The sequence below is a fragment of the Hymenobacter nivis genome, assembly GCF_006439025.1.
GTDB classification, from domain to species: domain Bacteria; phylum Bacteroidota; class Bacteroidia; order Cytophagales; family Hymenobacteraceae; genus Hymenobacter; species Hymenobacter nivis_A.
On record NZ_RCYZ01000002.1, the window covers coordinates 262,707 to 287,121 of the forward strand.

The 24,415-nt window shown below is 64.5% G+C and carries 26 protein-coding genes; 10 read left to right on the plus strand and 16 right to left on the minus strand.

The annotated features are described in order from the left end of the window. Positions 1 to 28: 28 nt before the first annotated feature. Complete coding sequence (locus EAH73_RS05630; RefSeq protein ID WP_140465515.1) at positions 29 to 766, minus strand: ferritin-like domain-containing protein; 738 nt, start codon at positions 764 to 766, stop codon at positions 29 to 31. Positions 767 to 1,082: 316 nt separating this feature from the next. Here EAH73_RS05630 and EAH73_RS05635 point away from each other — a divergent pair, with 316 nt between their 5' ends. The 3 genes from EAH73_RS05635 (at position 1,083) to EAH73_RS05645 (ending at position 4,526) form a co-directional block, all read left to right on the plus strand. Then, on the plus strand, positions 1,083 to 2,543 hold the full coding sequence (locus EAH73_RS05635; protein ID WP_161599456.1) for a BatD family protein: 1,461 nt from the start codon (positions 1,083 to 1,085) through the stop codon (positions 2,541 to 2,543). A gap of 75 nt (positions 2,544 to 2,618) precedes the next feature. Continuing rightward, positions 2,619 to 3,698, plus strand: coding sequence for a chorismate synthase (aroC, locus tag EAH73_RS05640; protein WP_140465517.1), 1,080 nt, complete (start codon positions 2,619 to 2,621; stop codon positions 3,696 to 3,698). Positions 3,699 to 3,923: 225 nt separating this feature from the next. Beyond that, complete coding sequence (locus tag EAH73_RS05645) at positions 3,924 to 4,526, plus strand: NifU family protein (protein ID WP_068236008.1); 603 nt, start codon at positions 3,924 to 3,926, stop codon at positions 4,524 to 4,526. Between the two features lie 76 nt (positions 4,527 to 4,602). Here the strand turns inward: EAH73_RS05645 and EAH73_RS05650 are convergent, their stop codons facing one another. From EAH73_RS05650 to EAH73_RS05695, 10 genes are all read right to left on the minus strand, one after another. Further along, on the minus strand, positions 4,603 to 5,502 hold the full coding sequence (locus EAH73_RS05650) for a DUF5777 family beta-barrel protein (RefSeq protein WP_240047156.1): 900 nt from the start codon (positions 5,500 to 5,502) through the stop codon (positions 4,603 to 4,605). 33 nt (positions 5,503 to 5,535) lie between these two features. Then, positions 5,536 to 6,135: a YceI family protein gene (locus tag EAH73_RS05655; RefSeq protein WP_140465518.1), complete on the minus strand. Its 600-nt coding sequence runs from the start codon at positions 6,133 to 6,135 to the stop codon at positions 5,536 to 5,538. Positions 6,136 to 6,222: 87 nt separating this feature from the next. Next, positions 6,223 to 6,612, minus strand: coding sequence for a c-type cytochrome (locus tag EAH73_RS05660; protein WP_140465519.1), 390 nt, complete (start codon positions 6,610 to 6,612; stop codon positions 6,223 to 6,225). Between the two features lie 205 nt (positions 6,613 to 6,817). Next, positions 6,818 to 9,805: a protein translocase subunit SecDF gene (gene secDF, locus EAH73_RS05665; RefSeq protein ID WP_140465520.1), complete on the minus strand. Its 2,988-nt coding sequence runs from the start codon at positions 9,803 to 9,805 to the stop codon at positions 6,818 to 6,820. Between the two features lie 99 nt (positions 9,806 to 9,904). Beyond that, the gene (locus tag EAH73_RS05670; protein ID WP_140465521.1) at positions 9,905 to 10,645 is read right to left on the minus strand and encodes a hypothetical protein; all 741 of its coding nucleotides are present in this window, start codon (positions 10,643 to 10,645) and stop codon (positions 9,905 to 9,907) included. An 86-nt stretch (positions 10,646 to 10,731) separates the two neighbouring features. Continuing rightward, positions 10,732 to 11,106 (minus strand): hypothetical protein, encoded by a 375-nt coding sequence (locus EAH73_RS05675; protein ID WP_140465522.1) that lies wholly within the window; start codon positions 11,104 to 11,106, stop codon positions 10,732 to 10,734. A 65-nt stretch (positions 11,107 to 11,171) separates the two neighbouring features. After that, positions 11,172 to 11,633, minus strand: coding sequence for a DUF4268 domain-containing protein (locus EAH73_RS05680; protein WP_140465523.1), 462 nt, complete (start codon positions 11,631 to 11,633; stop codon positions 11,172 to 11,174). Positions 11,634 to 11,649: 16 nt separating this feature from the next. Then, positions 11,650 to 12,279, minus strand: coding sequence for a uridine kinase (locus EAH73_RS05685; protein ID WP_140465524.1), 630 nt, complete (start codon positions 12,277 to 12,279; stop codon positions 11,650 to 11,652). 70 nt (positions 12,280 to 12,349) lie between these two features. Beyond that, positions 12,350 to 12,931: an RdgB/HAM1 family non-canonical purine NTP pyrophosphatase gene (rdgB, locus tag EAH73_RS05690; protein WP_140465525.1), complete on the minus strand. Its 582-nt coding sequence runs from the start codon at positions 12,929 to 12,931 to the stop codon at positions 12,350 to 12,352. Positions 12,932 to 12,992: 61 nt separating this feature from the next. Then, on the minus strand, positions 12,993 to 13,424 hold the full coding sequence (locus tag EAH73_RS05695; RefSeq protein WP_140465526.1) for a hypothetical protein: 432 nt from the start codon (positions 13,422 to 13,424) through the stop codon (positions 12,993 to 12,995). 229 nt (positions 13,425 to 13,653) lie between these two features. Here EAH73_RS05695 and EAH73_RS05700 point away from each other — a divergent pair, with 229 nt between their 5' ends. The 7 genes from EAH73_RS05700 to EAH73_RS05730 all read left to right on the plus strand — a co-directional run bounded on the left by EAH73_RS05700 (position 13,654) and on the right by EAH73_RS05730 (position 19,472). Then, positions 13,654 to 13,923 (plus strand): type B 50S ribosomal protein L31, encoded by a 270-nt coding sequence (locus EAH73_RS05700; RefSeq protein ID WP_068235991.1) that lies wholly within the window; start codon positions 13,654 to 13,656, stop codon positions 13,921 to 13,923. Positions 13,924 to 14,111: 188 nt separating this feature from the next. Continuing rightward, positions 14,112 to 15,323 carry a GlmU family protein gene (locus EAH73_RS05705; protein ID WP_140465527.1) on the plus strand — a complete coding sequence of 404 codons (1,212 nt, stop codon included), beginning with the start codon at positions 14,112 to 14,114 and terminating at the stop codon, positions 15,321 to 15,323. A 43-nt stretch (positions 15,324 to 15,366) separates the two neighbouring features. Beyond that, positions 15,367 to 15,636, plus strand: a complete 270-nt coding sequence (locus EAH73_RS05710) for a hypothetical protein (protein WP_140465528.1) — start codon at positions 15,367 to 15,369, stop codon at positions 15,634 to 15,636. Between the two features lie 27 nt (positions 15,637 to 15,663). Further along, on the plus strand, positions 15,664 to 16,803 hold the full coding sequence (locus EAH73_RS05715) for an ATP-binding protein (protein WP_140465529.1): 1,140 nt from the start codon (positions 15,664 to 15,666) through the stop codon (positions 16,801 to 16,803). 70 nt (positions 16,804 to 16,873) lie between these two features. After that, positions 16,874 to 17,803 carry a hydroxymethylbilane synthase gene (hemC, locus tag EAH73_RS05720; RefSeq protein ID WP_140465530.1) on the plus strand — a complete coding sequence of 310 codons (930 nt, stop codon included), beginning with the start codon at positions 16,874 to 16,876 and terminating at the stop codon, positions 17,801 to 17,803. A gap of 58 nt (positions 17,804 to 17,861) precedes the next feature. Beyond that, entirely contained in the window at positions 17,862 to 18,512 is a 651-nt protein-coding gene (locus EAH73_RS05725; RefSeq protein ID WP_140465531.1) for a peptidylprolyl isomerase, read from the plus strand. 63 nt (positions 18,513 to 18,575) lie between these two features. Continuing rightward, positions 18,576 to 19,472 (plus strand): SDR family oxidoreductase, encoded by an 897-nt coding sequence (locus EAH73_RS05730; RefSeq protein ID WP_140465532.1) that lies wholly within the window; start codon positions 18,576 to 18,578, stop codon positions 19,470 to 19,472. 136 nt (positions 19,473 to 19,608) lie between these two features. Here EAH73_RS05730 and EAH73_RS05735 read toward each other — a convergent pair whose 3' ends face one another. The 5 genes from EAH73_RS05735 to EAH73_RS05755 all read right to left on the minus strand — a co-directional run bounded on the left by EAH73_RS05735 (position 19,609) and on the right by EAH73_RS05755 (position 24,302). Then, complete coding sequence (locus EAH73_RS05735) at positions 19,609 to 19,851, minus strand: hypothetical protein (RefSeq protein ID WP_140465533.1); 243 nt, start codon at positions 19,849 to 19,851, stop codon at positions 19,609 to 19,611. A gap of 311 nt (positions 19,852 to 20,162) precedes the next feature. Then, complete coding sequence (locus tag EAH73_RS23850) at positions 20,163 to 21,140, minus strand: ABC transporter permease (RefSeq protein ID WP_140465534.1); 978 nt, start codon at positions 21,138 to 21,140, stop codon at positions 20,163 to 20,165. Then, positions 21,137 to 22,252 carry an ABC transporter permease gene (locus EAH73_RS05745; protein ID WP_140465535.1) on the minus strand — a complete coding sequence of 372 codons (1,116 nt, stop codon included), beginning with the start codon at positions 22,250 to 22,252 and terminating at the stop codon, positions 21,137 to 21,139. Before EAH73_RS05745 ends, EAH73_RS23850 begins: the two co-directional genes overlap by 4 nt. Further along, positions 22,180 to 23,748 carry an ABC transporter substrate-binding protein gene (locus EAH73_RS05750; protein WP_161599458.1) on the minus strand — a complete coding sequence of 523 codons (1,569 nt, stop codon included), beginning with the start codon at positions 23,746 to 23,748 and terminating at the stop codon, positions 22,180 to 22,182. The genes EAH73_RS05745 and EAH73_RS05750 overlap by 73 nt, the downstream gene beginning before the upstream one ends. Before the next feature lie 302 nt (positions 23,749 to 24,050). Further along, positions 24,051 to 24,302, minus strand: coding sequence for a hypothetical protein (locus EAH73_RS05755; protein ID WP_140465537.1), 252 nt, complete (start codon positions 24,300 to 24,302; stop codon positions 24,051 to 24,053). Positions 24,303 to 24,415 lie beyond the last annotated feature (113 nt).

Genomic DNA, 24,415 nt, shown 5'->3' on the forward strand with positions numbered 1-24,415 from the left:
AAATTGATTACAAATGAGGAAGAGGAAATTATTTGCCGACGTTGCTAGCGTCCAACTTTTCCATTACATAGGTCTGGGCGACGGCAATCACGTCAGTCGGCGCCATAGCTTTGTCGAGGCCAGTCGTAGGGTCTACTTGGTCGTCGCCAGCAAACGATTTGCCAGTGGAATCGAGCAAATCACGAACGTAAGCAGCGTGACGGGCTTCAACCGAAACAATCTGGCCAGCAATGACCAAGTAAGCGGCAGTCTTGATCAATTTGCCGGCACCGTTATAAGCGGCTACCCCCAGATCCTCAAATGCCTTCGCGGTACCTAATACTGAGGCGCGCGACGAGAAGTTAATGCTGGAGAAGTTCGGAGTCAGGCCGGGGATTGCTTTGCCGGGCGCATCGCGGTTAATTGCAGCCTTAAAGAAATCGCGGTGAATGGCTTCGTGCGCTGCAACCTGCGTGAAGTAAGCCAATTCGGTCGACTGGAAGTCGGAAGCCGGGGTTTTAACTACTTGCGCGTAGAAAGCAGCTTCCAGTTGCTCCAGTGCGTAAGCGTAGTTGAGCACACCTACGTCGCCCGAGCCAAGGCTCACAGTGCCGGTAGTGGGCGTGTTGTTATTTGTGTCGTCTTTCGAGCAACCGGCTAATACTAATGCAGTAGCACCGGCGGTAGCGCCGGCATACATAAAGAACGAACGCCGTTTGATAGGCGTGTACAGAGGCTGGACGGTGATAAGCTCGTCTTTGCCGCCTACTTGGGAGTGTTGGGACATGGTGAAAAAGAAAAATGGTAAAAAATAGGTAAAGGAATTTTCATTGCCCGGCACTTCGGCGTGGCATGTTTCTCTGGCAAAGTAAAGTGCTAGAGCACCATGCGCCCGAGGCGTTCGTGGGCTAGATACGGTCCGGCTTGGCGCAAGGATTGTGTTTTTACATAAATTATTTTATTCTTGATTTAATCCTATACGATTAGTTTTATGCTATAAACAGCTTAATCAATGATTTAGGCCAACTTAGGGGCCCTTTACCGTACAGATTACGAAAAGATTGAAAACGATTGCACTCCAATTTTTATTTATTATTTTTTTGGTGTCGGCCGATATTTTGTGCTGGGCCCAGCCCGAGGGGCCCCGCGTGGCGCTGGTGCCCGGCCCGGCCAGTGTGCCCGTTACGGGTATCTATACTTTAGCGTTCAGGTTAAGGGGCGAGGCGCTGGCCGAATATTCCGATTTCCCCGACCTAGAAGGCTTCAAGAAAGCTGGTAAAACCAGTACTACTACCACCCAGCTGGTGGCCGGCCAGCGCTTCACCGAACTGACGCTCACGCAGCGCTACGCTCCCTATGGCGAGGGCGACTACGCCATCAAGCCCTTCCAGCTGACGGTGAACGGGGTGCGGGTGCGCGGCGGCGGCACCACCGTGCACGTGGGCCCGGCCGTGGTGGCGGTGCCCCCAGCCAAGGCCCCGGCGGCCGATGCCGCGCCCCTGCAAGGCGTGGGGGCCCTCGACCAGCTGTTTGGCAAGCCTAAGCCGGCCCTGTATTTCGACGTGCCCGACCGCGGAGCCCTGGCCCTGGAGGCCGACCGCCGGCAGGTTTTCGTGGGTGAGGGCGTGCGGGTGGCCCTCTCGTTCTACCTGCGGCCCGCCGACCAGGCGGTGCTGGCCTTTCACGATTTCGACGACCAGCTACCGCGCCTGATTGGGCAGCTGCGCCAAACCACAGCCTGGGAGGTGCCCGCCGCCGAGCAGCGCGTGCTGCCCGACACCGTGCGCCGCGGCGGCGAGCTGCTGCTGCGCTTCCGGCTGGCCGAAACCACCTACTACCCGCTCACGGCCCAGCCCCTGCGCTTCCCGCCCCTGGCCCTAACGATGACCAAGTTCCGGCTTCTGAAAAAGCCCGAGCCCGGCGTGGATGGCCGCCTGGCCCAATACAAAACCTACCTGGCCCCGGCCTTGGTGGTGGCCGTGCGCCCGCTGCCAGCGCGGCGCGGCGGGGGCCCCCCGGCCGCCGTGGGCCACTACCAGCTGCGCGAATCCATCAGCCGCACCGAGTTTGCGGCGGGGCAGGCGTTTGGCTACACGTTTGGGGTGGAGGGGCGCGGCAACCTGGGGGCCCTGCCGCCGCCGGTGCTGGCCCCGCGGCCCGGGCTGGCCGTGTACGGCCCCGAGGTGCGCGATGAGGCTCTGCCCGGCGGGGGCGGGCGCAAGCTGTTTCGCTACCGCCTGGTGGCCCAGCGGCCGGGCCCCCTGCCGCTCGACAGCCTCTTCCAGCTGGCGGTGTTTGACCCCACCACGGGGCGCTACGACACGCTGCGCTCGGCCCTGCGCCTTCAGATCCGGGCTGGCGCGTCGGCCCCGGCGGGGCCCCCAGTGGCGGCCGATGCGGCCCCCAGCGACCCGTTTTACGGCCCCGCCATTGCCCGGGCCGACGCCGTGTGGCAGCCGCTCGATGCCTATCGCCAAGCGCGGCGCTACGCCGGGGCCCTGCTGGTGGGGCTGCTGGGCCTGGCCACCGCCGGCTGGTGGCAGGCCCGGCGGCGGGCCAACTGATGAATTCCCCGCGAATTTCCCGCGAACTTGCCGGCTCGTTGCCCTTCGTTTGTTTCTTCTTCGCTTTGTTTGCCCATGTCCAACACCTTCGGCACCCTTTTCCGCATCACCACCTTTGGCGAGTCGCACGGCACCGGCATCGGGGTAATTATTGACGGCTGCCCGGCCGGCCTGGCTGTGGAGGCGGCCCATATCCAAGCCGCGCTGGACCGCCGCCGCCCCGGCCAGAGCGAGCTGACCACGCCCCGCAATGAGGCCGACCGCGTGCAAATCCAGTCGGGTCTATTTGAAGGAATGACCACCGGCACGCCCATCAGCTTGTTCATCCCCAACGCCGACCAGCGCTCCGACGATTATTCGCACATTGCCGGGGCCTACCGCCCCAGCCACGCCGACTACACCTACGACGCCAAGTACGGCCGCCGCGACCACCGCGGCGGGGGCCGCAGCTCGGCCCGCGAAACCGCCGCCCGCGTGGCCGCCGGGGCCGTGGCCGCCCAGCTGCTGGCGCACTTTGGGGTGCGGGTGCAGGCCTATGTGTCGGCCGTGGGCGAAATTGAAGTGCCTGTGGGCTACGAAGAATTGGACTTGAGCCTGATTGACACCAACCTCGTGCGCTGCCCTGACCCCGCCACCGCTGCCCGTATGGAAGACCGCATCCGGGCCGCGCGCGACGCGCACGACACCGTGGGCGGCGTGATAACGGGCGTGGCCACCGGCGTGCCCCCGGGCCTCGGCGAGCCGGTGTTCGACAAGCTGCCCGCCGTGCTGGGCCACGCCCTGCTCAGCATCAACGCCGTGAAGGGCTTCGAGTTCGGCTCGGGCTTTGAAGGCACGAAGCTGGCCGGCTCGCAGCACAACGACGAGTTTTACACCGACGAGGCTGGCCGCATTGCCACCCGCACCAACCGTAGCGGCGGCAGCCAGGGCGGCATTTCCAACGGCCAGGACGTGTACTTCCGGGTGGCGTTCAAGCCCGTGGCCACCATTCTCCAGTCGCAGCCCACCGTCAACCAGGCCGGTGAGGCCGTAACGCTGGCCGGCCGCGGCCGCCACGACCCCTGCGTGCTGCCCCGCGCCGTGCCCATCGTGGAGGCCATGACGCACCTCGTGCTGGCCGACCTGCTGCTGCGCGCCCGCAGCAACCAGCTGTAAAAGGACCGCTAACCGGCACGGCCCCAGCCGCAGCGAATGCTCACCGCCCGGCTTTGGGGCCCCCGCTGGCGCAAGCTTAAAAGAAGTTAGCTGTAATAAGCTTGGTTACAGCTAACTTCGTGAAGGCAGCCGCGCTGCGCTAGTATCTTTGCAACCTCTACCGCCCCGGCGCTGTTGTAGTGCCGCCCTTGGGGCCCTTCTCTCGCACAGTCAATTATCATCGCCATGTCCGCCGTATCCATCTACGCCGAAGCCTCGCCGAACCCGGAGAGCATGAAATTCGTCCTCAACCAGCAGCTCCTCGCCGACGGCGTGAGCGTGGACTACCCAACGCTGGAGGCCGCCGCCAACTCGCCCGTGGCCCAGGAGCTGTTCGGGTTCGACTACGTGGGCCGCGTGTTCATCGCCCAAAACTTCGTCACCGTCACCAAAACCCACCCCGATTTGGCCTGGACGCAGCTCATCCCCGAACTGCGCCAGTTCCTGAAAGGCTACGTGGAGGCTGGGGGCCCCCTGTTCACCGTGGACCCCGCCGCCGAGCAAAAGGCCGCCCAGGCCGCCACTGCCGGCGACCCCACCGCCCAGGAAGGCCAGACGGCCCAGAAAATCATCGACCTGCTCGACAACTACGTGCGCCCCGCCGTGGAGCAGGACGGCGGCAACATCACCTTCAAAAGCTACCACGAAGGCGTGGTGACCGTGAACCTGCAAGGCTCGTGCTCGGGTTGCCCCTCGGCCACCGTCACGCTCAAGTCGGGCATCGAAAACCTGCTCAAGCGCATGGTGCCCGAAGTGCAAAGCGTCGTTGCCGAAGGCATTCTGGTGTAAGAAAGTCAGTTAAGCGTTAAAAGTTAAAAAGCCCGCCTGGTAATCCAGGCGGGCTTTTTAACTTTTAACTAGGGCCCTAGTGGGGCCGGATGGTGAAGTTGCGGGCCACGGTGAAGCCAAAATATAGGTCGCCGGCGAAGAAGTTGCCGGTGGTTTCGGGCACGAAGAACTTCTCCGTCATGCCCAGCGAGTTCGTGACGTGCAACTGGAAGATGTGGCCGCCGGTTTCCAGGTCCACGCCCACGCCCAGCGCGTTGCGGAAATTAGTGGCCGTGTTGCCCGGAAATAAGTAATAGTAATCGGCAGTGAGGGCGGTGCGCTTGGTGATTTTCTGGCGCAGGGCCCCCCCCAGGGCGTACACGTCGTTTTGGGCGGCGGCGGTGGCCACGTAGTTGCGGTGGATGAGCGTGGGCATGAGCTGCACCGACAGGTTGGGGCTGAACTTGCGGGCAATGAGCGCCTGGTAGGCGTAGGTCACGCGCGAGGCCATGTTGCGGTCGGCTGGGGTGCTGAAGCGAAGCGTAGTGACGGCCGACGAGGCAAACAGCGTGACGGACACCGGCACGGGCTGGGGCCCCGTGGTTTGGCGAATGGCGCGGTACTTCAGGAAGCCGTCCAGGGTTTTTTCCTGCGAGCTGCGGCCCACGCCCACCGCCAGGCGGTTGGTGAGGCCGTACTCGAAGCTCAGGCGCAGCACGGCCTGGTCGAGGCCGAAAAAGTTGTAAGCCCCCGAGTTGAGCGTGCCGAAGCGGTGCTGGATGAGGAAGGCCATCGTGCCCTTGCCCGGGTTCTCCACCGACTGCGAGTTGATGATGTGGGTGGCTTTGAAGGTGGCGGCTACCACCTCGCGCTTGGGCGGGTCGGCGCTTTTTTCAAGCTGGCCGAGCAGGTCGTCCTGGGCGTGGGCGGCCGGGGCCCCGGCGAGCAGGGCCGCCAGGCCCAGGAAGGAAGCTAGTGCGTAGCGAAGTGATTTCATCGAAAGGGATAAGGATAGCGTATTGAAGGATAGTTAGTTATCGGGGGTGGCGCGCGATACTGGCGTGCTGGTGCCGGGGGCCGCGTCGCAGGTCAGCGACACGCGGATGCTCACGGTTTTGGCGATGTTCTCGCGCACCAGCCGCGGTACCTCGATGTTGTAGTCGGCCGGGGCCACGCTGAAAAAGGCGAACACCATCAGCTGGCCGCCCTTAAGCTCCAGCATGCCGGCCGTTTCGAGGTGGTGCGTCACGCCGTGCAGGGTCAGGTCGCCCTCCACCTGCACCTGGTGCGAGCCGGCCACGGCCAGCGTGCTGGCGGGGGCCCCCGTAAAGTGCCCTGTGAACGTGGCCCGCGGAAATTTATCCGACTCCATGTAGTTCTCGTTGAAGTGCTCCTGCATGAGTGTGCGCTTGAACACGAACTCCTTGATGGGCACCACGAGCGCCAGCTGGCCGGTGGCCACGTCGAGCACCGCCGCCGCTGCCGTATTGCGGGCTTCGATGTCTTCGATGATGCTAGTGGAGAAGAAGCTAACCCGGCCCGCTTTGGTCATGAACTTGCCTTGGGCCCAGCCGGGCCCCGGCACCGCCAGCAACAGCAAGCTGAACGCTAAGAATAGCAGTCTTTTCATGGGCGGTGGCATAAAACGAAGGGCCGGCGCCGGGGCGGCGGGGCGGTCTTTCGCGGGCGGGAAATGGGTGGGGGAGGAAGCGCCGGGCTAGTTGTTGGGCTGGCCGGCATCGATCCATGCCTGGATGCGGGCGATGTCGCAGGCCGAGAGCTGGTCCTTGCCCTTGGGCATCTGGGTGAAGCCCGGGTCGTGGCGGATGCAGCCCAGGATGAGGCTGGCCGACTGCTGCTTGATGCCCGCGTAGCTGCTGTAGTCGTTGCCGCCGCCCAGCGCCTGGTACACCGTAGCGCCGTGGCACTCGCGGCAGTGGGCCTCGAAAATGGGCGAAATCACGGCCGCGTAGGTAGCGGGCGCGGCGTCGACGCACGGGGTGGGCTCGGGGGCGTGCGAGTAGGTGCACCCCGTGGCCAGGGCCAGCAGGGCCGCCGCGGCCACTACCGCGGCCCGGGCCGGGAATAGGAATAGAAGCTTGCGCATAGAGGGTAGGAAAGAGGATAGCAATCGATAGAATAAGCGGCGGTGATATAATAGGACCGCGCTACAGAGCGCAAGGTATAATAGGAAGCTGCCCCGATTTATTACAATAAGTTGAACGCACAAAAAAGCCCGGCCAATGGGGCCGGGCTCTCTACGAATGCAAAAGGGGAGGGACGGGCCCCGACGGAAACCCGCCCCCGGGGCCCTAGCTCACCGTGCTGCGGCTCAGCTTGGGTGTGCCGCCGGTGAGGTCGACCACATCTTCGCCCGCGGCGAGGCGGTCACGCTCTTCTTTCTTCCCGTAGGTATCAAGAATGATGGGTGTGGCGATGAACAGCGACGAGTACGTGCCGAAGATAATGCCGATCATCATGGCAAAGGAGAACGAGCGAAGCGTCTCACCACCAAAGATATACAGTACCAGTACCACCAGGAAAACGGTCGTGAACGTAATCATCGTCCGCGAGAAGGTCGAGTTCAGGGCCGGGTTCACCACCTGGGCGAAGGTGAGCTTGGGGTTCTCGCGCAGGTACTCGCGCACCCGGTCGTAAATCACCACCGTGTCGTTCATCGAAAAGCCGATGATGGAGAGCACGGCCGCCACGAAGATCTGGTCCATCTCGTAGTTCAGCCCGAATAGGCGAGCAATCGGGTAAGATGCGATTACCAACAATGCATCGTGGAATAGTGCTATAACGGCGGCCATTGAGTACTGCCACTTTTCGAAGCGGAAGAGCACGTACACGAAGATGCCCAGCAGCGTCAGGCCCAGGCTCAGCACCGAGGTGCGCTTGATGTCGTCGGCGATGGTGGCGCCCACTTTGGAGGTAGACTTGATTACCGGGGCATCGGCGCTAAACTTGCTCAGGCCCTGGTTGAGGGTGGTGAGCACGGTTTTGTCGGCCGTCTGGCTCTCGTCAGTGGCGAGGTAGCTGGTGGTCACGCGCAGGCGGCTGTCGGCGCCGTACTGCTTCACCTCGATGCCGGCGCCCTTGAACTCGGGGCGCAGCACGTCGGCCACGTCAGAGGCCACCATGTTCTTGTTGAAGTCGATGACGTAGGCGCGGCCGCCGGTGAAGTCCACGCCCAGGTTGGGGCCCCCTTGCACGTACATGAGCGCGAAGCCGACGACGATGATGACCGTGGAAACGGCGTAGGCAATTTTGCGCTTGCCCACGATGTCGAAGTTCACATTCTTGAACAGGTTGCGCGAGAGGAAGGTCGAGAAGGTGATTTTGCTAACCTCCTTGCCCTTCACCAGGGCCTCGATGATGAGGCGCGACACAAACACGGCCGACAGGAACGAGGTGAGTACGCCGATGCCGAGGGTGATGGCGAAGTTCTGCACCGGGCCGGTACCGAAGAAGCCCAGAATCACGGCGATGAGCATCGTGGTCACGTTCGAGTCGAAGATGGCCGAAAAGGCGCGCGAGTAGCCGGCGTTAATGGCGTCGTTGAGGTTGTGGCCGTGGTCCAGCTCTTCGCGGATACGCTCAAATATGAGCACGTTGGCGTCCACCGACGAGGCGATAACCAGGATCAGGCCCGCGATGCCGGGCAGGGTGAGGGCCGTCTGGAACGCGGCCAGCACGCCCAAGATCAGGAACATGTTGAAGAGCAGGGCGGCGTCGGCCACCAGGCCGGCGCGGCCGTAGTAGGCGGCCATGAAGGCCATGATGATCAGCAAGCCGGCCAGCGACGAGTATAGGCCCTGGTTGATGGCTTCTTTGCCGAGCGAGGGGCCCACCACGGCTTCTTCCACGATGCGGGTGGGGGCGGGCAGCTTGCCGGCCTTCAGCACGTTGGCCAAGTCCTGGGCCTCTTCGATGGAGAAGTTGCCCGAGATGCTGGTGTTGCCGCCGGCGATTTCGCCCTGCACCACGGGGTCCGAGTACACGTAGTCGTCGAGCACGATGCCCACCTGGCGGCCGATGTTGGCGGCCGTCATGCGCTGCCACTTCTTGGCGCCGCTCGGGTTCATGCTCATGCTCACCTCGGGGTGGCCGCTCTGGTCGTAGTCCTGGCGGGCGTCGGCCACCACTTCGCCGGCCACGGGAGCCTGGCCGTCACGGGTTTTCTTGATGGGGTTCAGCTCCAGGTACTCCTGGCGGTCCACCACGGTGGGCTTCACGCTCCAGAGCAGGGCCAGGTTGGGGGGCAGAATGGCTTTGGCTTCGGCGCTGTGCAGCAGCACGTTCATGCGGGCGGTGTCGCGCAGGGCCACGCCCAGGCGGCCGGGCATGGTGAGCAGGCGGGCCAGGGGCCCTACTTTCTGCGCAGCGGCGGCCGAGTCGGCGCCCGCGCTAGCAGCGGCGGGGTTTTTCTTGGCCAGCTGGGCGGCCAGCGAAGTGGTGTCGCCAGCGGCGGTGGCAGCGGGGGCCCCAGCGGCAGCCGGGGTTTTGGCGGTGGCTTTCTCCTGGGCGGCCAGGGCCTGGTCGAGCTGCACCAGGTAGGGGCCCACTTCCTGCTGGGCCCACACTTCCCAGAACTCCAGCTTGGCCTGGCCTTGCAGTAGCTTGCGCACGCGGTCGGGGTTATCCACGCCGGGCAGCTCAATCTGGAGGCGGCCGGTGCCCTTCACGCGCTGAATGCTGGGCTGGTTCACGCCGAACTTATCGACGCGGGTGCGCAGGATGTTGAAGGAGCGGTCGATGGCTTCTTCCACTTCCTTGTTGATGGCGGCAATCACCTTCTCGTTCGACGAGTTGATGTCAATGCCGCGGCTCTTGTTGGTGGTGTTGGCGAAGATGGTGGCCAGCGGCTTGCTGGGGGCCAGGCGCTGGTAGTCCTGCCCAAACAGGGTGGTGAACGGCGTGCTGGAGTTCACCTTCTGCGCCTCCTGGGCCTGGGCCAGGGCGGTGTTGAAGGCGGGGTCCTTCGAGTTGCCGCTCATGGCGCGCACAATTTCCACCGGCGATACTTCCAGCGTCACGTGCATGCCGCCCTTCAGGTCGAGGCCTTCGCCGAGCTGGCTTTCGCGCACTTGGCGGTAGGTGAGGGGCCCAAATACGGGCGCGCGCCACACCGAATCGAGGTAGTGCTGGCGCTTCAGCTCGTTGAGCTTGCCGCCGGTGGTGGCGTAGGCCACGGCCTTGTCCTGCACCCCGTTCGAGATGTAGGTCAGGAACAGGTGGTACCCGCATATCACCGCAATGATGATGGTGAGGGTAGTAATGAGTCCTTTGTTACGCATGTTAAGTAGTTGGCAATGAAATAATGAGCAATGAAATTTGGCCTTAGAAAAAGCCAGCGGGTAAGCGTAGTAGCCGGCTGGGCGGAAGGAGCGAGCGGGCTATTCTTTTTTGGATTGGCAATAAGGCAGCGAGGGCAGTGCCGCCTTCACCAGGCGCGGGGCCAGGCGCATCGGCGGGAGGGCATTGGCCCCCGTGCGGCTAAAATCGAACTGCCAGACCTGGCGGTTGTTAGCGCAATCGTAGAGGGCGAGGGTAACGGCTGACTGGCTGGGCGGCACGGTGCTGGGGCCGTACAGCAGGGGCTCGTTGCCGAGGGCCCGGAGCGCCAGGCCCATGCTTTTGGGAATGGGCTGGTAGAGCGTCACCTGCCCGGTTAGCAGCGCATCCACCCCCAGCACTTGCTGCAAGCGGCTCAGCGGCTGCTGCGCCAGCGCTTCGTAGGCGATGCCGGCGGCGAGTAGGCGGCGGTTGGTTTCCTCCACCGGCTGCCATTCCACGCGGTAGCCGTGCTTGGGCCGCCGGTCTTGCAGCTGTTGCAGCGTCAGCCACTGCATCTCGTAGGCTACCCGCAGCTGTTCTTGCTGCTGCGCCGAATCCAGGGGCGGGGCCGCTGCTTGCTGCTGCTGGGCCAGTACGGCGGCGAAGGGGCCCGTGCCGTAGATCAAATCGTGCATGTTCATCAGCTGCACGGTGGCCTCAAACGGCAGAACGGCCACTGTGTGGTGTCCGGCCAGCAGCGCCGCATCGGTGGGTGGGGCCGTTTGCGCCAGCCCTGCCCCTACCGGGCTGGCCAGCAGGCATACCACCCAGCTAATGCGTAGCAAACGTGACAGCACCATGATGAGAAAAGCAATGAATTGATTGCTACTATTCTACCGGTAAGCCAGACAGCCGATTTTCCAAAAAAGCGGGTGGCCCCTGGCGGCTAAGGGGCCTGCGGCGCCAGCGCCACGGCCAGCAGCCGGGCCCGGAATACCTCGCCGGCCCGCACGCCGGCGCAGGGCCGCGGTGCCGCCAGGGCGCGCCGCAGCCGGGGCAGCCACACGCTGCCCGCCGCGGTGGGCAACCACGCCACGGCCGCCGGGGCCACAAAGTGGGCCAGGGCGGCCGTGGCTTCCAACAATACTTTTTGCTTGACTACCGTGGCCTTGGCCGGGGCAGCGAGGCGGGTGTCGCCGGGACCCCCGGGCAGGCGCAGCACGCTCACGGCCCGCTGGTTCAGGCCCAGCACCAGCAGCACCGTGGCGGCGAGCCAGGCGAAGCGGAGCGAAGACCAGAAGCGGGAAAGTAAAACCTGCATGGATGTAAACGGGGACTACAAAGATAGGACTTTAGCCGCAATGCCCGCGCCTGCCCGCCGGGGCCCTATTTCAGGGCCTCGAAGGCGTACTGGGCGTCGCTCCAAAAGGCGTCCAGGGCGATGAGGCGGGGCTTAAAGAACGAAATCAGTGCCGGCCAGTCGTCGCGGCTAAACAGGTTGGCGGGGGCCAGCTCGGCGTAGATGCGGGCCAGGGGCTGGCCGTTGGCGTCGAGGGCAGCGGGCTCCCAGGCCCAGGTTTCGCCCAGGGTTTCGTGCAGCAGGGTTTTCAGCTCCTCAAACTGCTCGAAGAACAGGGCCCGGATGCCCGCGTCGGGCATCGTCAGCTCAATGCCAATGGTGGCGCGCTGGGTGTCGGCGTGCATTCGGAAATACACGTTTTTCAGGCCCGTCTTGTAATTTATCCAGTTGGCGGGCACTCCTTCGGCCGACAGCACCGGGGCCATGTACTGCCCCAGCGCCGTCCAGAAGGCTTGCCGCAGCTGCGTGGCTTCGGCTTTGCTGTACATACTATAGTAGCGGTGGTTACTGGCCGGTCGCTTTGCCGCGCAAGAAACCCACGAGCACCTCCAGGCCCTTGTCGAAGTGGTGGTTGTTGGGAATCACCATGTCGGCGTCGTGCTTGTAGGGGGCAATGAATTTCTCGTAGGTGGGGGCCACGTGGTGGGTGTAGCGGTAGAGCACGTCGGCCACGTCGTAGCCGCGCTCGTCGCGGTCGCGGATGATGCGGCGGTGCAGCTTCACGTGCTCCTGGGCGTCGATGAATACCTTGAGGTCGAGCAGCTTGGCAATTTCGGCGAAGTGAAATACGAAGATGCCCTCCACCACCACAATGGGCGCGGGCCGGAACACGAGCTGCTTGGGCGTGACGGTAGGGTTGTTGAAGAGGTACTCCTGCCGGCGCACTTCCCGGCCCTGGCTCAGGGCCAGCACGTCGGCGGCGTAGGCCGCCGAGTCGATGCTCCCGGGCAGGTCGAAGTTGTGCACTCCCTGTTCGTCAATCACCTGCTTGTCGCGCGGGTGGTAGTAGTTGTCCTGCGAAACCAGGCAAACCTGGTCTTCGGGAAACGCCGAAAGCAAGCGGTTCAGAAACGTGGTTTTGCCCGAGGCGCTGCCGCCGGTGATGCCGACGAGGTAAGGTGGCTGCTGCTGCATAAGGCCGCAAAGGTAGTTTTAGAGGAGTGGCAGTTGGGGGCGCATTGCCGGGGCCCCGGCCGGGCGGCCGCTAGTGGGCGGCCAGGTAGGCCAGCAGCGCCGCCACGGCCCGGGCGCGGTGGCTGATCTGGTTTTTCTCGGCCCCGCTCATTTCGGCAAACGTGCGGCCGTCGCCCTCGGTGGGCACAAACACGGGGTCGTAGCCAAAGCCGCCCGCGCCGCTGGGGGCCCCAGCAATGCGCCCCGCCACGGCCCCGGCAAAGGTGCGCGTGCTGCCGTCGGCCTGAGCCAGCGCCACCACCGTGCGGAACTGCGCCGTGCGGTCGGCGGCGCTGGCCAGCTCACGCAGCAGCTTGGCCACGTTGTCGGTGGCCGCGCGCTGGGGCCCTGCGTAGCGGGCCGAGTACACGCCCGGGGCCCCGTCCAGGGCCGTCACTTCCAGCCCGGTATCGTCGGCGAAGCAGGCCACGCCGTAGTGCTGGCGCACGTAGTCGGCCTTCTGGCGGGCGTTGCCGTTGAGGGTGTCCTGGGTTTCGGGCAGCTCCTCGTGGCAGCCGATGTCGGCCAGGCTCAGCAGCTCGAAGCCGGGCGGCAGCAGGGGCCGGATTTCGTCGAGCTTGTGGGCATTATTGGAAGCGAAGCAGAGGCGCATGGGCAAGCAAATGAGCGGCGGTGGGCCCGCAAAGGTCGGGCACGCGCCCGCAACGCCGCGCCTATTGCCGGAAGGTTTGCTTGATGACCTGCCAGGAGCGCGCCAGGGCCCCGGGCGCTGCGGCCGCGAAAGCCGCCGTGGGGCCCCCCGCGGCGCTGCCGGGCCGGCGCGTAACGAGGCGGTAGGTGAGGGGCTCGCCACCGGCCAAGTGCGTGGCGCCCGCGTCGAGGCAGCGGTAGTGGCGGTGGCCGGCCGCCGGCCGCCGGGCCACCAGCTCGAAGCGCGGGTGGGCGGTGGTGTGGCGGTACAGGTCGTAGCCGTTCACGCCCGTTTCGTCGGCCACCGACCAGTCCAGGCGCACGTCGGGCCCGGTACGGGTGGCGGTGAGGCGCGTGGGCAGCAGCCAGGCCGCGGCCACCGCCGGCAGGGTCCCCAGCAGAATTAGGCCCGCCAAGCGGACTGGAACCGACGAAAAAAGAGAGGGTTGCCTCATGCAAACGGGCTTTGATGAGCGAAAGGACTGCCGCGCTTATCCAATGAATTACTTCAAAAGTACAGTATTGCGGCTGTTGGTAAGAGCACGCCGGAGCCCAAAGCGTTGCACTGGCGGCCGTTATCCGAAAAAAAAGCGGGCTGGCGTTGGCTAAGTCGGCACAAAGCCGTACTTTTGCAATCCCTTCCGCAAAATCGGCCGGGTTCACCCGGTCAAACCGGCTTCCTACATGAAAAAAGAGACGCATCCCGAGTACCAGGAAGTTGTGTTCCAGGACACTTCTTCGGATTTCAAGTTCATCACCCGCTCCACGATGAAGCCGACCGAAACCATTACGATGGAAGACGGCAAAACGTATCCGGTGGTGAAAATCGAAGTAAGCAGCGCTTCGCACCCCTTCTACACCGGTAAGAACATGTTCATCGATACGGCCGGCCGCGTGGAGAAATTCCGCAGCCGCTACGCCAAGAAAGAGCAGAGCAGCGCCAACAAAGAATAGCTTCCTCTTCAGCTGTTAGCCCTTAGCTGCCAGCTGTTAGCTTTTAAAAACTCCTTTCGGGCCCCCCGGGAGGAGTTTTTTTTTGGCCCCGGCCCAGTTGTGTTGCCGTAAATTCGCCCCGCTATACAATTTACCCCGCTATACAAAAAGCTGGTAGCAACTAGCTATTGGCTAATAACTTAGAAAAAATGCACGTTCTATTATTCGACGACCCGGCTATCCGGCCGCACCTGCTGCCCTTCACCTTCACGCGGCCGGTGGCGGCGCTGCGCTGCGGCATCCTCACGCTGGCCGAAAAGTGGCAGCACCGCCTGGGGGCCCCGGCGGTGGGCTACCTCACCCAGCCGTACTTGCAGGCCAAGTTCCCGGCCGGCGACGTGCAGGGCCCCGCGCTGGTCATCAACGGAGCCGTGTGCCCCGACGATCTGCTCGTCAAGCAGGTGCAGGCCCTGCGCCCCGGCCAAGCCCTGTATTGCGACGAGGTGCTGGTGGCCGCCCACCTGGCCGACGCCACCCTGGTGGCCGAGCTGGTGCAGGACGGCCTGCCCGACGCCCGCCAGGTGGCCGAGCCCGTGACGGTTATTTCGCGGCCCTGGCACCTGTTTTTGCGCAACGGCACCGAGATCCGGCGCGACTATGCGCTGCTCACCCACGGCCGCACCTCGCAGCCCGTCGGCGACGTGCACACCATCGTGTACGCCCCCGAAAACATCTTTATCGAGGAGGGCGTGACGATTCGCGCCGCCATCCTCAACGCCGAAAACGGCCCGATTTACCTGGGCAAAAACTCGCAGGTGCACGAGGGCGCCATCCTCAAGGGGCCCCTGGCGCTGGGCGAAGAGTCGCACATCAACGCCGGGGCCAAAATGCGCGGCGACAACACCGTGGGGCCCTACTGCAAGGTGGGCGGCGAGGTAGCCAACAGCATCATTATGGGCTACAGCAACAAGGGCCATGAGGGTTACTTGGGCAACTCCGTTATCGGCCAGTGGTGCAACTTGGGGGCCGATACCAACACCAGCAACCTCAAGAACAACTACGCCCCGGTGAAGGTGTGGAGCCACGCCGCCCACCGCTTCGTGAACACCGGCCAAACCTTCTGCGGCCTGATGATGGGCGACCACAGCAAGTGCGGCATCAACACCATGTTCAACACCGGCACGGTGGTGGGCGTGGGGGCCAATATTTTCGGAGCCGGTTTCCCGCGGCAGTTCATTCCCAGCTTCAGCTGGGGCGGCCCGTCGGGCTTCGAAACTTTCCGCCTGCCCAAAGTAGCCGAGGTAGCCGAGCGCGTGATGGGCCGCCGCCACCTGCCCTACGACGCGGTAGAACAGGGGATTATGGAAGTAGTATTCAAGGCCACGGCCGAGGATAGGGTATGGGAAAAGGCAAAGGAGTAGGCGCCGAACCTTAACTTGCTTGGAGAACTTTAAGCCGTTGCCGATGAATCCTGCGAAACCCAAATCAGATGCGCTGGCTTACCTGCTCGGCGGAGTTGGCGTGCTCGCCATACCCACTGTACCGCTTTTAGCCATTGGGATGAAAGAAATCCAGCCAGTGGGAAAGCTGATAATTGCTTTTTACTGGCTACTCGGCGGATTAGCGCTGTGGTGGGCCCGTTCGCCGTTTTGTAAGTATTGGCGAGCGTTTGGCAGCGGTAATAGTAATCGTGGTGGGATGGTATATGCTGTTGGGCCTGCTCAACGCGGTTAATATGATGTATTTCAGCTCCTTTTAGATTTGCTCTTTACCGACATACCCAACCAGCTCGCCGTGAAGCAGTTGCTGCGCCAATCGGTGCGGCGGGAGCACGTGGCGCACGCGCAGCTGTTTCGCAGCAGCGAGGGCGGCGCCGGGCTGGCTCTGGCCTTGGCCTACGCCCAATACCTGAACTGCGAGGAGCGGGGCCCCGACGCCGACGACAGCTGCGGCCACTGCCCGGCCTGCACCAAAATTGCCAAGCTGGTGCACCCCGACCTCAACTTCATCGTGCCCGTGACCACCACCAAGGCCGTGCCGAAGGATGCGCTGAGCAGCAAGTTCATGGCCGATTGGCGCAGCTTCGTGCTCGACAACCCCTACCAGGGCTTCAACGACTGGATGCAGCACATCGGGGCCGAAAACAAGCAGGGCAGCATCTCGAAAGAGGAAGCCGGCCAGCTGCTGAAATTGGTGAGCCTCAAAGCGTTCGAAGCGCGTTTCAAGATCGTCATCCTCTGGCTGCCCGAGTTGATGCACCCCGCCACAGCCAACGCCGTGCTGAAACTGCTGGAGGAGCCACCGCCCGCCACCGTGTTCCTGCTCGTGAGCCACGCGCCCGAGCGGCTGCTGCCCACCATCCTCAGCCGGGTGCAGCCGGTGGCCGTGCGCCCCTTCGCCGAGGCCGACATCACCGATTACCTGCACGCGCACTACCACGTGCCCGAGGCCAAGGCCCGCCAGGTGGCGCAGCTGGCCGAGGGCAGCCTGGGGGCCGCCATCGCCTCGAAGGATCAGAGTGCGGACCACGACTACTTCGCGTTTTTCCGCGACTGGATGCGCCTGTGCTTCAACTACAACACCAAGGGCGCGGAGATTTTGAAGCAGAGCGAGGCGTTCCAGAAGCAGGGCCGCGAAAACCAGAAGGAGCTGCTGGCCTACGCCTTGGTGCTTGTGCGCAAAGTGCTGCTCTTCGGCATCGACCCGCGCCTGATGCCCCACCTGCCGGCTGAGGAACAACAGTTTGTGGCCAGTTTCGCCAAATTTGTGACCCCGCGCAACGCCGACGCGTTAACCAAGGAGCTGACCGACGCCCACTACCACATTGAGCGTAACGCCAATCCGCGCATGGTGTTCGTGGACAGCTCGTTGCGTCTCGGCGGCCAGCTCCGTGCGGCTTAGGGCCCCCAGCCCTGTGCCATTTAGGGCCCCCGCGGTGTTGACTGCTCACTGTTAATTGTTAACTGACCAAATGAACCCTATCCGCCTCGCCACCCGCAGCAGCCGCCTGGCCCTTTGGCAGGCCGAGCGAGTGGCCTACTTGCTCAGCCAGGCCGGCCTGCCGTCCGAAATTGTGCCCATGACCACCATCGGCGACCAAGTGCTGGACCGCTCGCTGGCCAAAATCGGGGCCAAGGGCGTCTTCACCGAAGAGCTGGAAGAAAGCCTGCGCCGCGGCGAAACCCACCTGGCCGTGCACTCGGCTAAGGACGTGCAAAGCAGCATCCCCGACGACCTGGAACTGCTGGCATTTCTGGAGCGCGAAAAGGTTAACGACGTGGTGCTGAGCTTTAACGAGCATTTGTCGCTCGACCAGCCGGGCATTGTGCTGGGCACCAGCAGCACCCGCCGCAAGGCCCAGCTGCGCCGCTTCTACCCCGGGGCCACCACGGCCGAGGCCCGCGGCAACCTCCAAACCCGCCTGCGCAAGCTGGAGGAAGGCCAGTACGACGGCCTGGTGCTGGCCTACGCTGGCGTGCACCGCATGGGTTACGAGCACTTGGTGCGCCACACGCTGCCCGAAACCCGGTTTGTGCCCGCCACCGGCCAAGGCAGCATCGCCGTGGAGTGCGCCCGGGGCCTGAACGCGGACCTGAAAATCCAAATTCAGGCCGCCCTCGACCACCCCGCCACCCACGCCTGCCTGCGGGCCGAGCGCGCCTTTTTGCAGACAATGGAGGGCGGGTGCAGCATTCCGTCGTTTGCGCTGGCCACGCTCGACGCCGTGGGGGCCCTGCACTTGCACGCGGGCATCATCAGCCTGAGCGGCGAGGAATACGTGGAGGATACGCAAACCGCCCCCGCCGCCGATGCCCACCGCCTGGGTACATCCGTGGCCGATGCGGTGCTGGGCCGCGGTGGCCGCGAAATCCTGGCCAGTATCCGCGAGCACCGCGGCTAGGGCCCCGGGCGCCTGGTTTTGCGGGCAGCGCGGCGTTGAATAGCTAATTAACTGCTTTATGACTTTCTCCTTTTCTCAAGCCGGGCGGTGGCTGGTGGCGCTGCTGCTGCTGGCCCCGGCCGCGCAAGCCGCCGCGCCGTTGGCCAAGGGCCCCCGCAAGGGCGGCAAAGACGATGTGGTGACCATCACCACGCCTGAGGGTACCATCCGGCTGCTGCTGTTCCAGGACACGCCGCTGCACCGGGCCAATTTCCTGCAAAAGGCCCGCAAAGGCTTCTACAACGGCACCACGTTTCACCGCGTCATCGACGGCTTCATGATCCAAGGCGGCGACGCCAACTCGAAGGACGCCGACCCCGCCAACGACGGCCAGGGCCGCCCCGGCGACCCCACCGTGCCCGCCGAGCTAGGCCCCGGCCACCCGCACGTGTACGGGGCCCTGGCCGCCGCCCGCACGGGTGGCCCGGCCGGCACGCCCAGCAGCAGCTCGCAGTTTTACTTGGTTGAAAACCATGCCGGTACGCCCCGCCTCGACGGCCAGTACACGGTGTTTGGCCAGGTCATTCAGGGCCTCGACGTGGTGGATAAAATTGCCAAAGTGCCCAAGGATAACCGCGACCGGCCCCTCACCAGCGTGCCCATGACGATGAAAGTGGAGCACCTGCGGAAGAAGAAAATCACCAAGCTCTACGGCTACCAATACCTCTAAAGGGGCTAAAAGCCATTCGCGGTGGGGCAAAACAAGGGCGCTTTACGGCTGATTGAGAAAACAATGAAAATTCTGATAACTGGAGCCAACGGCCTGCTGGGTCAAAAGCTGGTGGCGCGGCTGCACGCAGAGCCGGGCGTGGCACTGGTGACCACCGGCCGGGGCCCCAACCGCCTGGCCGAGTGGTACCCCGGCGTGCCCTTCGTGGCCCTAGACGTGACCGATGCCGCGCAAGTGCAGCGCGTGCTGGCCCAGGAGCAACCCACCCACGTCATCCACACCGCGGCCATGACCAACGTGGACGAGTGCGAGCTGAACCAGGAAGCTTGCTGGCAGCAAAACGTGGCGGCCACAACGCACCTGGCCGCCGCCTGCGCCGCCCAGGGCAGCCACCTCACCCACCTTAGCACCGATTTTATTTTTGACGGCAGCGCGGGGCCCCTGGCCGAAGACGCCGTACCCGCACCCATTAGCCACTACGGTGCCAGCAAGCTGGCCGCCGAACAAGCAGTGCAGGGCACGGCGGGCCTGCGCTGGGCCATTGCCCGCACCGTGCTCGTGTACGGGGTGCTGCGCGGCGGCGGCCGCACCAACATCGTGCTGTGGGTGCGCGACTCGCTGCGCGCCGGCAAGGCCATTAAGGTGGTAGACGACCAGTGGCGCACGCCCACGCTGGCCGAAGACCTGGCCGAAGGCTGCTGGCTGCTGGCCCGGCACAGCGCAGCCGGCATCTACAACATCTGCGGCGACGAGCTGCTGACGCCCTACGCCATGGCGCTGCGCGTAGCCGATTACTTCGGCCTCGATGCCAGCCTGATCGAGCGGGTCGATGCCAGTACGTTTTCGCAGCCGGCGCGGCGGCCGGCCCGCACCGGCCTGCTCATCGGCAAGGCGCAGCGCGAACTGGGCTACCGCCCGCGCCCTTTTGAGGCGGGCATTGCGCTGGTGGCGGCCCAATAGGGCCCCCGGCGGGGTTGCCCACTACGCCAAACGGCCCGCCCGGTAAGGGGCGGGCCGTTTGCGTGGCATAATTGGGATCAGAAAATAATAGTAGGTAATGGCAAGTAAGGGGCAGGGCCCCGGCGTAGGCGGGGGCCTACCAGTTGCTGCGGCTGCCCACGCTGGCCGCTACGTCGGGGTTGCCCAGCACCAGCAGGTCGCCGATGAGGATGGCTTTGGAGTCGCGCAAGGCCGCTTCGCCGATGGCGCGCGGGATGAGGTGGCCGTCGGGGGTCAAAAAATCGGGGGCCGGCGCAGCGGCGCGGCGGGTGGTCGAGTAGGGCCGCACCCAAGGCGTGGGTGGCGGCGTGGGCTGGTAAAGATCAAAAATAGACGCCATGGTAATAGTCGGACACATCAGCAGAGACACGTAGGAGAATGGATATTCGCTAAGAGTATACAATATTACCCGCCCTGCTTGCCTCCGCCCTAAGACACTTCGCGGGTATTTGTGACATTACCCCTTGCAAAAATCGCTGTAAAAAAAACTGAAAATACTGAAATAAAAAATGGGTTGAAAATGCATAATGCGCCCCAATATTCAATCAATACGCAATGAATAGCGGTAAAATACCCTTTTAGTACCAGCCCCATAAGCTCATCGTTTGCAAAAAAGCGTGCAATTGTGACATTGGTAAAAGATGGCGGGCCTCATTTATGTGCGGATGCGGGTCGGCTGAGTGCCTGAAGGGCCAGCATGGTGAGTAGCAAGAGCCCACCCGGGCCGGCCACCAGCCACCAGGCCGTGGGCTCGAGGCGGGCGGTGTTGAGCAGCCGGCCCCAGCTGGGTACTTCGGGCGGTAGGCCCATGCCCAGAAACGAGAGTGTGCTTTCCAGTCCCAGCAAGCCCGCCAAGCCGAGCGGGAAGGCCGTGCGCAGCGGCGCGCACGCCGCCGGCAGGGCGTGCCGCCACCACACGCGCCCCGGCGGCAGCCCCAGGGCCCGGGCGGCGGCCACAAACGGCTGGACGCCAACGCGCAGCATTTCAGCCCGCACCAGCCGCGCCGGCCCAGCCCACGACGTGAGCACCAACACTCCCAGCAAGCCCGCCGGGCCCAGGGCCACGCTGCCGGCCAGCACTACCACGAGCACTAGCCGCGGCACGGCCCCCAGTAGCGCCGTGGCCCCCAACACTACCGCATCGAGCGGCACCGGTAGCCGGGGGGGGCGGCGGGCCGGGGCCCACCCGCTGCCGGCCAGCCCCGCCACTGCCACCACCAGCCCAGCCCCGGCCCCGGGCAGCGCCAGGGCCCACCACAGCCCCCCCAGCAAGCCCACGCCGCTTACCAGGGGTAGGCGCAGGCGGTTGCGCCAGAAGCCGGCCGCCCCGCCCAACAGGGCCCCCGCGGCGCTGGCCAGCACGGCCGCTGCCACGCTCAGACCCAGCGCCGTGCGGGTGCCAAAGACCAGCTCGGCCAGTACATCGCGGCCCTGAGGGTCAGTGCCCAGCCAGTGGGTGCTGCCCGCGGCAAATGGCGGCAGGCTGATGTGGGCCAGGTCGGGCTGGGCGGGCGGGTAAGGCAGTGGCAGCACCGGGGCCAGCAAGGCCAGGGCCCCCAGCAGCGCCAGCCAGCCGAGCGCCACTGTACGCGCCCCCGGCACCAAAGTCACCCAAGGAGCGGCCCTCATGCCACGCGCGCGTCAAGCCAGCGGGCCCCCGCATCGGCCAGCACCAGCGAAAACAGGCGGGCGGCCCCTACCAGCAGCACACCGCCCACCAGCACGGGGTAGTCGCGGGTGGTGGCGGCATCGGCCAGCAAGTGGCCCATGCCGGGCAGCGAAAACACTATCTCCACCACCACCGCGCCCGCTACCAGGGCGGGCAGCAGGTCGGCCACCAGCGGCAGCAGCGGCACCAGGGCGTTGCGCAGCGCGTGGCGCTGCAGTACCTGCTTGGTGGCTAAGCCTTTGGCCCGCGCCGTAGTGGCGTAGCCTGCGCCTAGCTCCTGCGCCAGGGCCGCCGTCAGCTGCAGGGCGAGTTCGGGCAGGGCGCTCAGCACCAGGCAGGCCAGCGGCAATACCAGGTAGGGCACCAGTGCAAAAAAGCCTTCGCCCTCCGCCGCTTGCGCGTAGGTGGGCAGCCAGTCCAGGGCATCGGGGTTGGCGAGGGCCAGCAGTAAGCCGGTGGCCAGCACAAACAGGGGCAGGGCCTGCAAGCCCGCCAGGAGCACCAGTGCCGGCCGCCGCCACCACGGCCGGCGGGCCAGGGCCAAGGCCAGGGCCAAGGCCAACCCCAGCGCCAGGGCCGCCGCCGCGCCGGTGAGGGGCAGGGTGCAAGCCAGCGCCGCACCCAGCCGCACGCGCACGGGCTGGCCGTCGCGGAACGAAGTGCCCCAGTCGCCCCGGAGCAGGGCCCCCAGCCAGCGGTGGTACTGGTTGCGGCGGCCGTTCCACTGCCAGGGGACGGGGTCCCCGCCGGGCATGGGGGCCCGGCGCGAAAAATAAAACAGCGGCTCGGCTACCCCCAGCCGCTGGCGGGCTGCCTGGCGGGCCAGGTCGCGCGCCTGGGCATTGGCCAGCGCGCCATTGCCCAGCTCGGTGGCATTGGCCAAGCCCAGGTTTTCATCGGAGAGTGGGGCCCAGCGGCTCAGCAAAAACACGAGTGAAGCCAACGCCCACGCGGCCAGTACGGCTTGGCCCGCTCGTTGGAAAAAAGCCAGCCCCACGCCTACTGAAGTGTGGCCTGGGGCCCCCAGGTAATGGCCGCCGCCGCGTAGCCCGGCCGCATGCTGCTGGGGCAAAGGTTGCGCAGCCGGCGGTTGGCCACTATGCGGTTGTTCTCGAAAAAGAGCGGTACCATCGGCATTTCCTCGCGCATCAGCACTTGCAGCTTGCGCAGCAGCCGGCTCCGGACGGTGGGCGAGTACGCCAGCGCCACGGCCTCCACAAGGCGGTCGCTGGCCGGGGTGCCGAAGCCCGTCAGGTTTGCTTCGCCCACGCCTTGCGAGTGCAGTATTGAGGTGAAGTTGAAAATATAAGGGTTGCCTTGGACTGCTTTGATGTACAAGTCAAAATCGCCTTGCTGCAACGTAGCCTTAAGTGAGCTGGCCTCGGTAGGGCGCAGCTCAACGGCAATGCCAAGCTGCGCGGCAGCGGCCCGAAACTGCAGCCCAATCGTTTCAAACGCTGTTTCCTCTGCCCGGTAGCGCACTTGCAGGGCCAGCTGCTGCACGGTGCCGCTGGGGCCCTGGCGCGTCCAGCGAGCGGTGGGGGTGGCCGCTTTCTGCCGCCAGCCCGCTTGCTGTAGCAACGCCACGGCCCGGCCCGGGGCAAACGCGAGCGGGGGCAGGCTATCGGCGTAGTTGCAGCGCGTGTTGGGCGAGATAATGCCAACGGTGCGCTGCCCCAGGCCCTGCTGCGTAGCGGCCAACAAGGATGGCACATCGAAAAGTAAAGCCAGGGCCTGCCGCGTGCGGCGGTCGGCCAGGGCCGGCCGCCGGGTGTTAAAGCCGGCAGTTACCACGTTGTGCGACAGTGTGGTGTAGAAGGCCAGGGTCTGCCGGGCCTTATCCGATTGGCGCAACCGGTTGAATTCGCGGGCCGGCACGTCCGGGTACAGGTCCACGTCGCCCCGGCGCAGCGCCAGCACCGCGCTGGCTTCGTTGGGGATAATCAAAAAGTCGATTTGGGAAGGGCGCGCTTGCAGCACCGCGGGGAGCGGTTTCAAAGAGTCGGCCCACCACTGCGGCTTGCGCTGGAACCGCAGGTGGTGGTCCTTTTCCCAGCTCACCAAGCGGTAGGGACCGCAGCCGGGCAGGCGCTCAGGGCGCCGGCCCGGGGCAGCGGCGGCGTATCGCCGGGCCAGCGCCGCCAGCACCGTGTCCGGGGCCGCACTGGCGGAGCGGCCAATCAGGTCGGCCAAGCGGTAGCGGCGCAACGTGCCACGCGCGTCCAGTGCGGCTTCGGGCAAAATGAAGAAGTCGCCGGAAGTGTGCGCAAAGTCCGACGCTTGCCCCTGGCACACCAGCGTAAATCGCCGGGCGTCGTTGGGGTCGGCCCGCAGCTCCCGGATAAAATTGTACTGGGTGCGGATGCTTTCGTTGGGCAAGCCCGGCGCCTGCATCAACTTGAGGGTGAAGGCAACGTCGGTGGCGAGCACTGGCTGGCCATTGTCCCAGGTTGCCGCTTTGCGCAGGCGGTAGGTAAGCAGCGTGAGCGAGTCGCCCACCAACCTGATGCGGGGCAAGGAGTCGGCTAGGCCAGGGCTATACGACGATTTTGCGTAGTCAACTTGCAATAAGCTTAGGTGAAGCAAATTCTCTGCTTCGGAGCTTGCCTTAGTCGGCTGCCTGAGCGGGTCAAGGGTTTCCGGGTCGGCATCCCACCGAATGCGCACATTATCAGCCACATTTGCCCTATGGCCTGAGCAGGCCACCAGCAATCCTGCGCATAGGCCGGTGAGTAACGGTAGCTTCATAAAATAATAGCGGGATAGAACGGGGCTAAGTTAGCCATCCTGTTCTATCCCGCCACCTTAACCGGGCGAAGAAGTAGTGCTCTGCTTAGCAGTCCAGCTACTTAAAGCTTCTTGGTCAATCTTTAGTTGTTTGGAGCAACAACACCGGTGCCCCAGCCGCCGCTGCCGCCTTTGTTGGCCACGATGCCGGTGCCCCAGCCGCCGCTGCCGCCTTTGCTGGCCACAACACCGGTGCCCCAGCCGCCGCTGCCGCCTTTGCTGGCCACGATGCCGGTGCCCCAGCCGCCGCTGCCACCATCAAGTGTAGCATTTTGAGCAGGTGCTCCGGTGATGCTGAAAAGTTGAAACACGGCGTAGGCGATAAGTTCAAACATGGGAGCAGCCTTTATATTGTTATTGACGTTTTTGCAGTACAAAATTGGCCTGCTGCTATCCCTCAATAAAGGACATTATTAGATCAATTATGACTATAATTATATCAATGGTA

Excerpts from the sequence above, each read along its gene's own strand:
- hemC (WP_140465530.1), top strand. The coding sequence starts at position 16,874 with ATGAACCCTATCCGCCTCGCCACCCGCAGCAGCCGCCTGGCCCTTTGG.
- EAH73_RS05755 (WP_140465537.1), bottom strand. The coding sequence starts at position 24,302 with ATGTTTGAACTTATCGCCTACGCCGTGTTTCAACTTTTCAGCATCACC.
- EAH73_RS05645 (WP_068236008.1), top strand. The coding sequence starts at position 3,924 with ATGTCCGCCGTATCCATCTACGCCGAAGCCTCGCCGAACCCGGAGAGC.
- aroC (WP_140465517.1), top strand. The coding sequence starts at position 2,619 with ATGTCCAACACCTTCGGCACCCTTTTCCGCATCACCACCTTTGGCGAG.
- EAH73_RS05730 (WP_140465532.1), top strand. The coding sequence starts at position 18,576 with ATGAAAATTCTGATAACTGGAGCCAACGGCCTGCTGGGTCAAAAGCTG.
- EAH73_RS05670 (WP_140465521.1), bottom strand. The coding sequence starts at position 10,645 with ATGGTGCTGTCACGTTTGCTACGCATTAGCTGGGTGGTATGCCTGCTG.
- EAH73_RS05655 (WP_140465518.1), bottom strand. The coding sequence starts at position 6,135 with ATGAAAAGACTGCTATTCTTAGCGTTCAGCTTGCTGTTGCTGGCGGTG.
- EAH73_RS23850 (WP_140465534.1), bottom strand. The coding sequence starts at position 21,140 with ATGAGGGCCGCTCCTTGGGTGACTTTGGTGCCGGGGGCGCGTACAGTG.
- EAH73_RS05710 (WP_140465528.1), top strand. The coding sequence starts at position 15,367 with ATGAATCCTGCGAAACCCAAATCAGATGCGCTGGCTTACCTGCTCGGC.
- EAH73_RS05660 (WP_140465519.1), bottom strand. The coding sequence starts at position 6,612 with ATGCGCAAGCTTCTATTCCTATTCCCGGCCCGGGCCGCGGTAGTGGCC.
- EAH73_RS05650 (WP_240047156.1), bottom strand. The coding sequence starts at position 5,502 with ATGAAATCACTTCGCTACGCACTAGCTTCCTTCCTGGGCCTGGCGGCC.
- rdgB (WP_140465525.1), bottom strand. The coding sequence starts at position 12,931 with ATGCGCCTCTGCTTCGCTTCCAATAATGCCCACAAGCTCGACGAAATC.
- EAH73_RS05735 (WP_140465533.1), bottom strand. The coding sequence starts at position 19,851 with ATGGCGTCTATTTTTGATCTTTACCAGCCCACGCCGCCACCCACGCCT.
- EAH73_RS05675 (WP_140465522.1), bottom strand. The coding sequence starts at position 11,106 with ATGCAGGTTTTACTTTCCCGCTTCTGGTCTTCGCTCCGCTTCGCCTGG.
- EAH73_RS05700 (WP_068235991.1), top strand. The coding sequence starts at position 13,654 with ATGAAAAAAGAGACGCATCCCGAGTACCAGGAAGTTGTGTTCCAGGAC.
- EAH73_RS05705 (WP_140465527.1), top strand. The coding sequence starts at position 14,112 with ATGCACGTTCTATTATTCGACGACCCGGCTATCCGGCCGCACCTGCTG.
- EAH73_RS05685 (WP_140465524.1), bottom strand. The coding sequence starts at position 12,279 with ATGCAGCAGCAGCCACCTTACCTCGTCGGCATCACCGGCGGCAGCGCC.
- EAH73_RS05630 (WP_140465515.1), bottom strand. The coding sequence starts at position 766 with ATGTCCCAACACTCCCAAGTAGGCGGCAAAGACGAGCTTATCACCGTC.
- secDF (WP_140465520.1), bottom strand. The coding sequence starts at position 9,805 with ATGCGTAACAAAGGACTCATTACTACCCTCACCATCATCATTGCGGTG.
- EAH73_RS05680 (WP_140465523.1), bottom strand. The coding sequence starts at position 11,633 with ATGTACAGCAAAGCCGAAGCCACGCAGCTGCGGCAAGCCTTCTGGACG.
- EAH73_RS05695 (WP_140465526.1), bottom strand. The coding sequence starts at position 13,424 with ATGAGGCAACCCTCTCTTTTTTCGTCGGTTCCAGTCCGCTTGGCGGGC.
- EAH73_RS05725 (WP_140465531.1), top strand. The coding sequence starts at position 17,862 with ATGACTTTCTCCTTTTCTCAAGCCGGGCGGTGGCTGGTGGCGCTGCTG.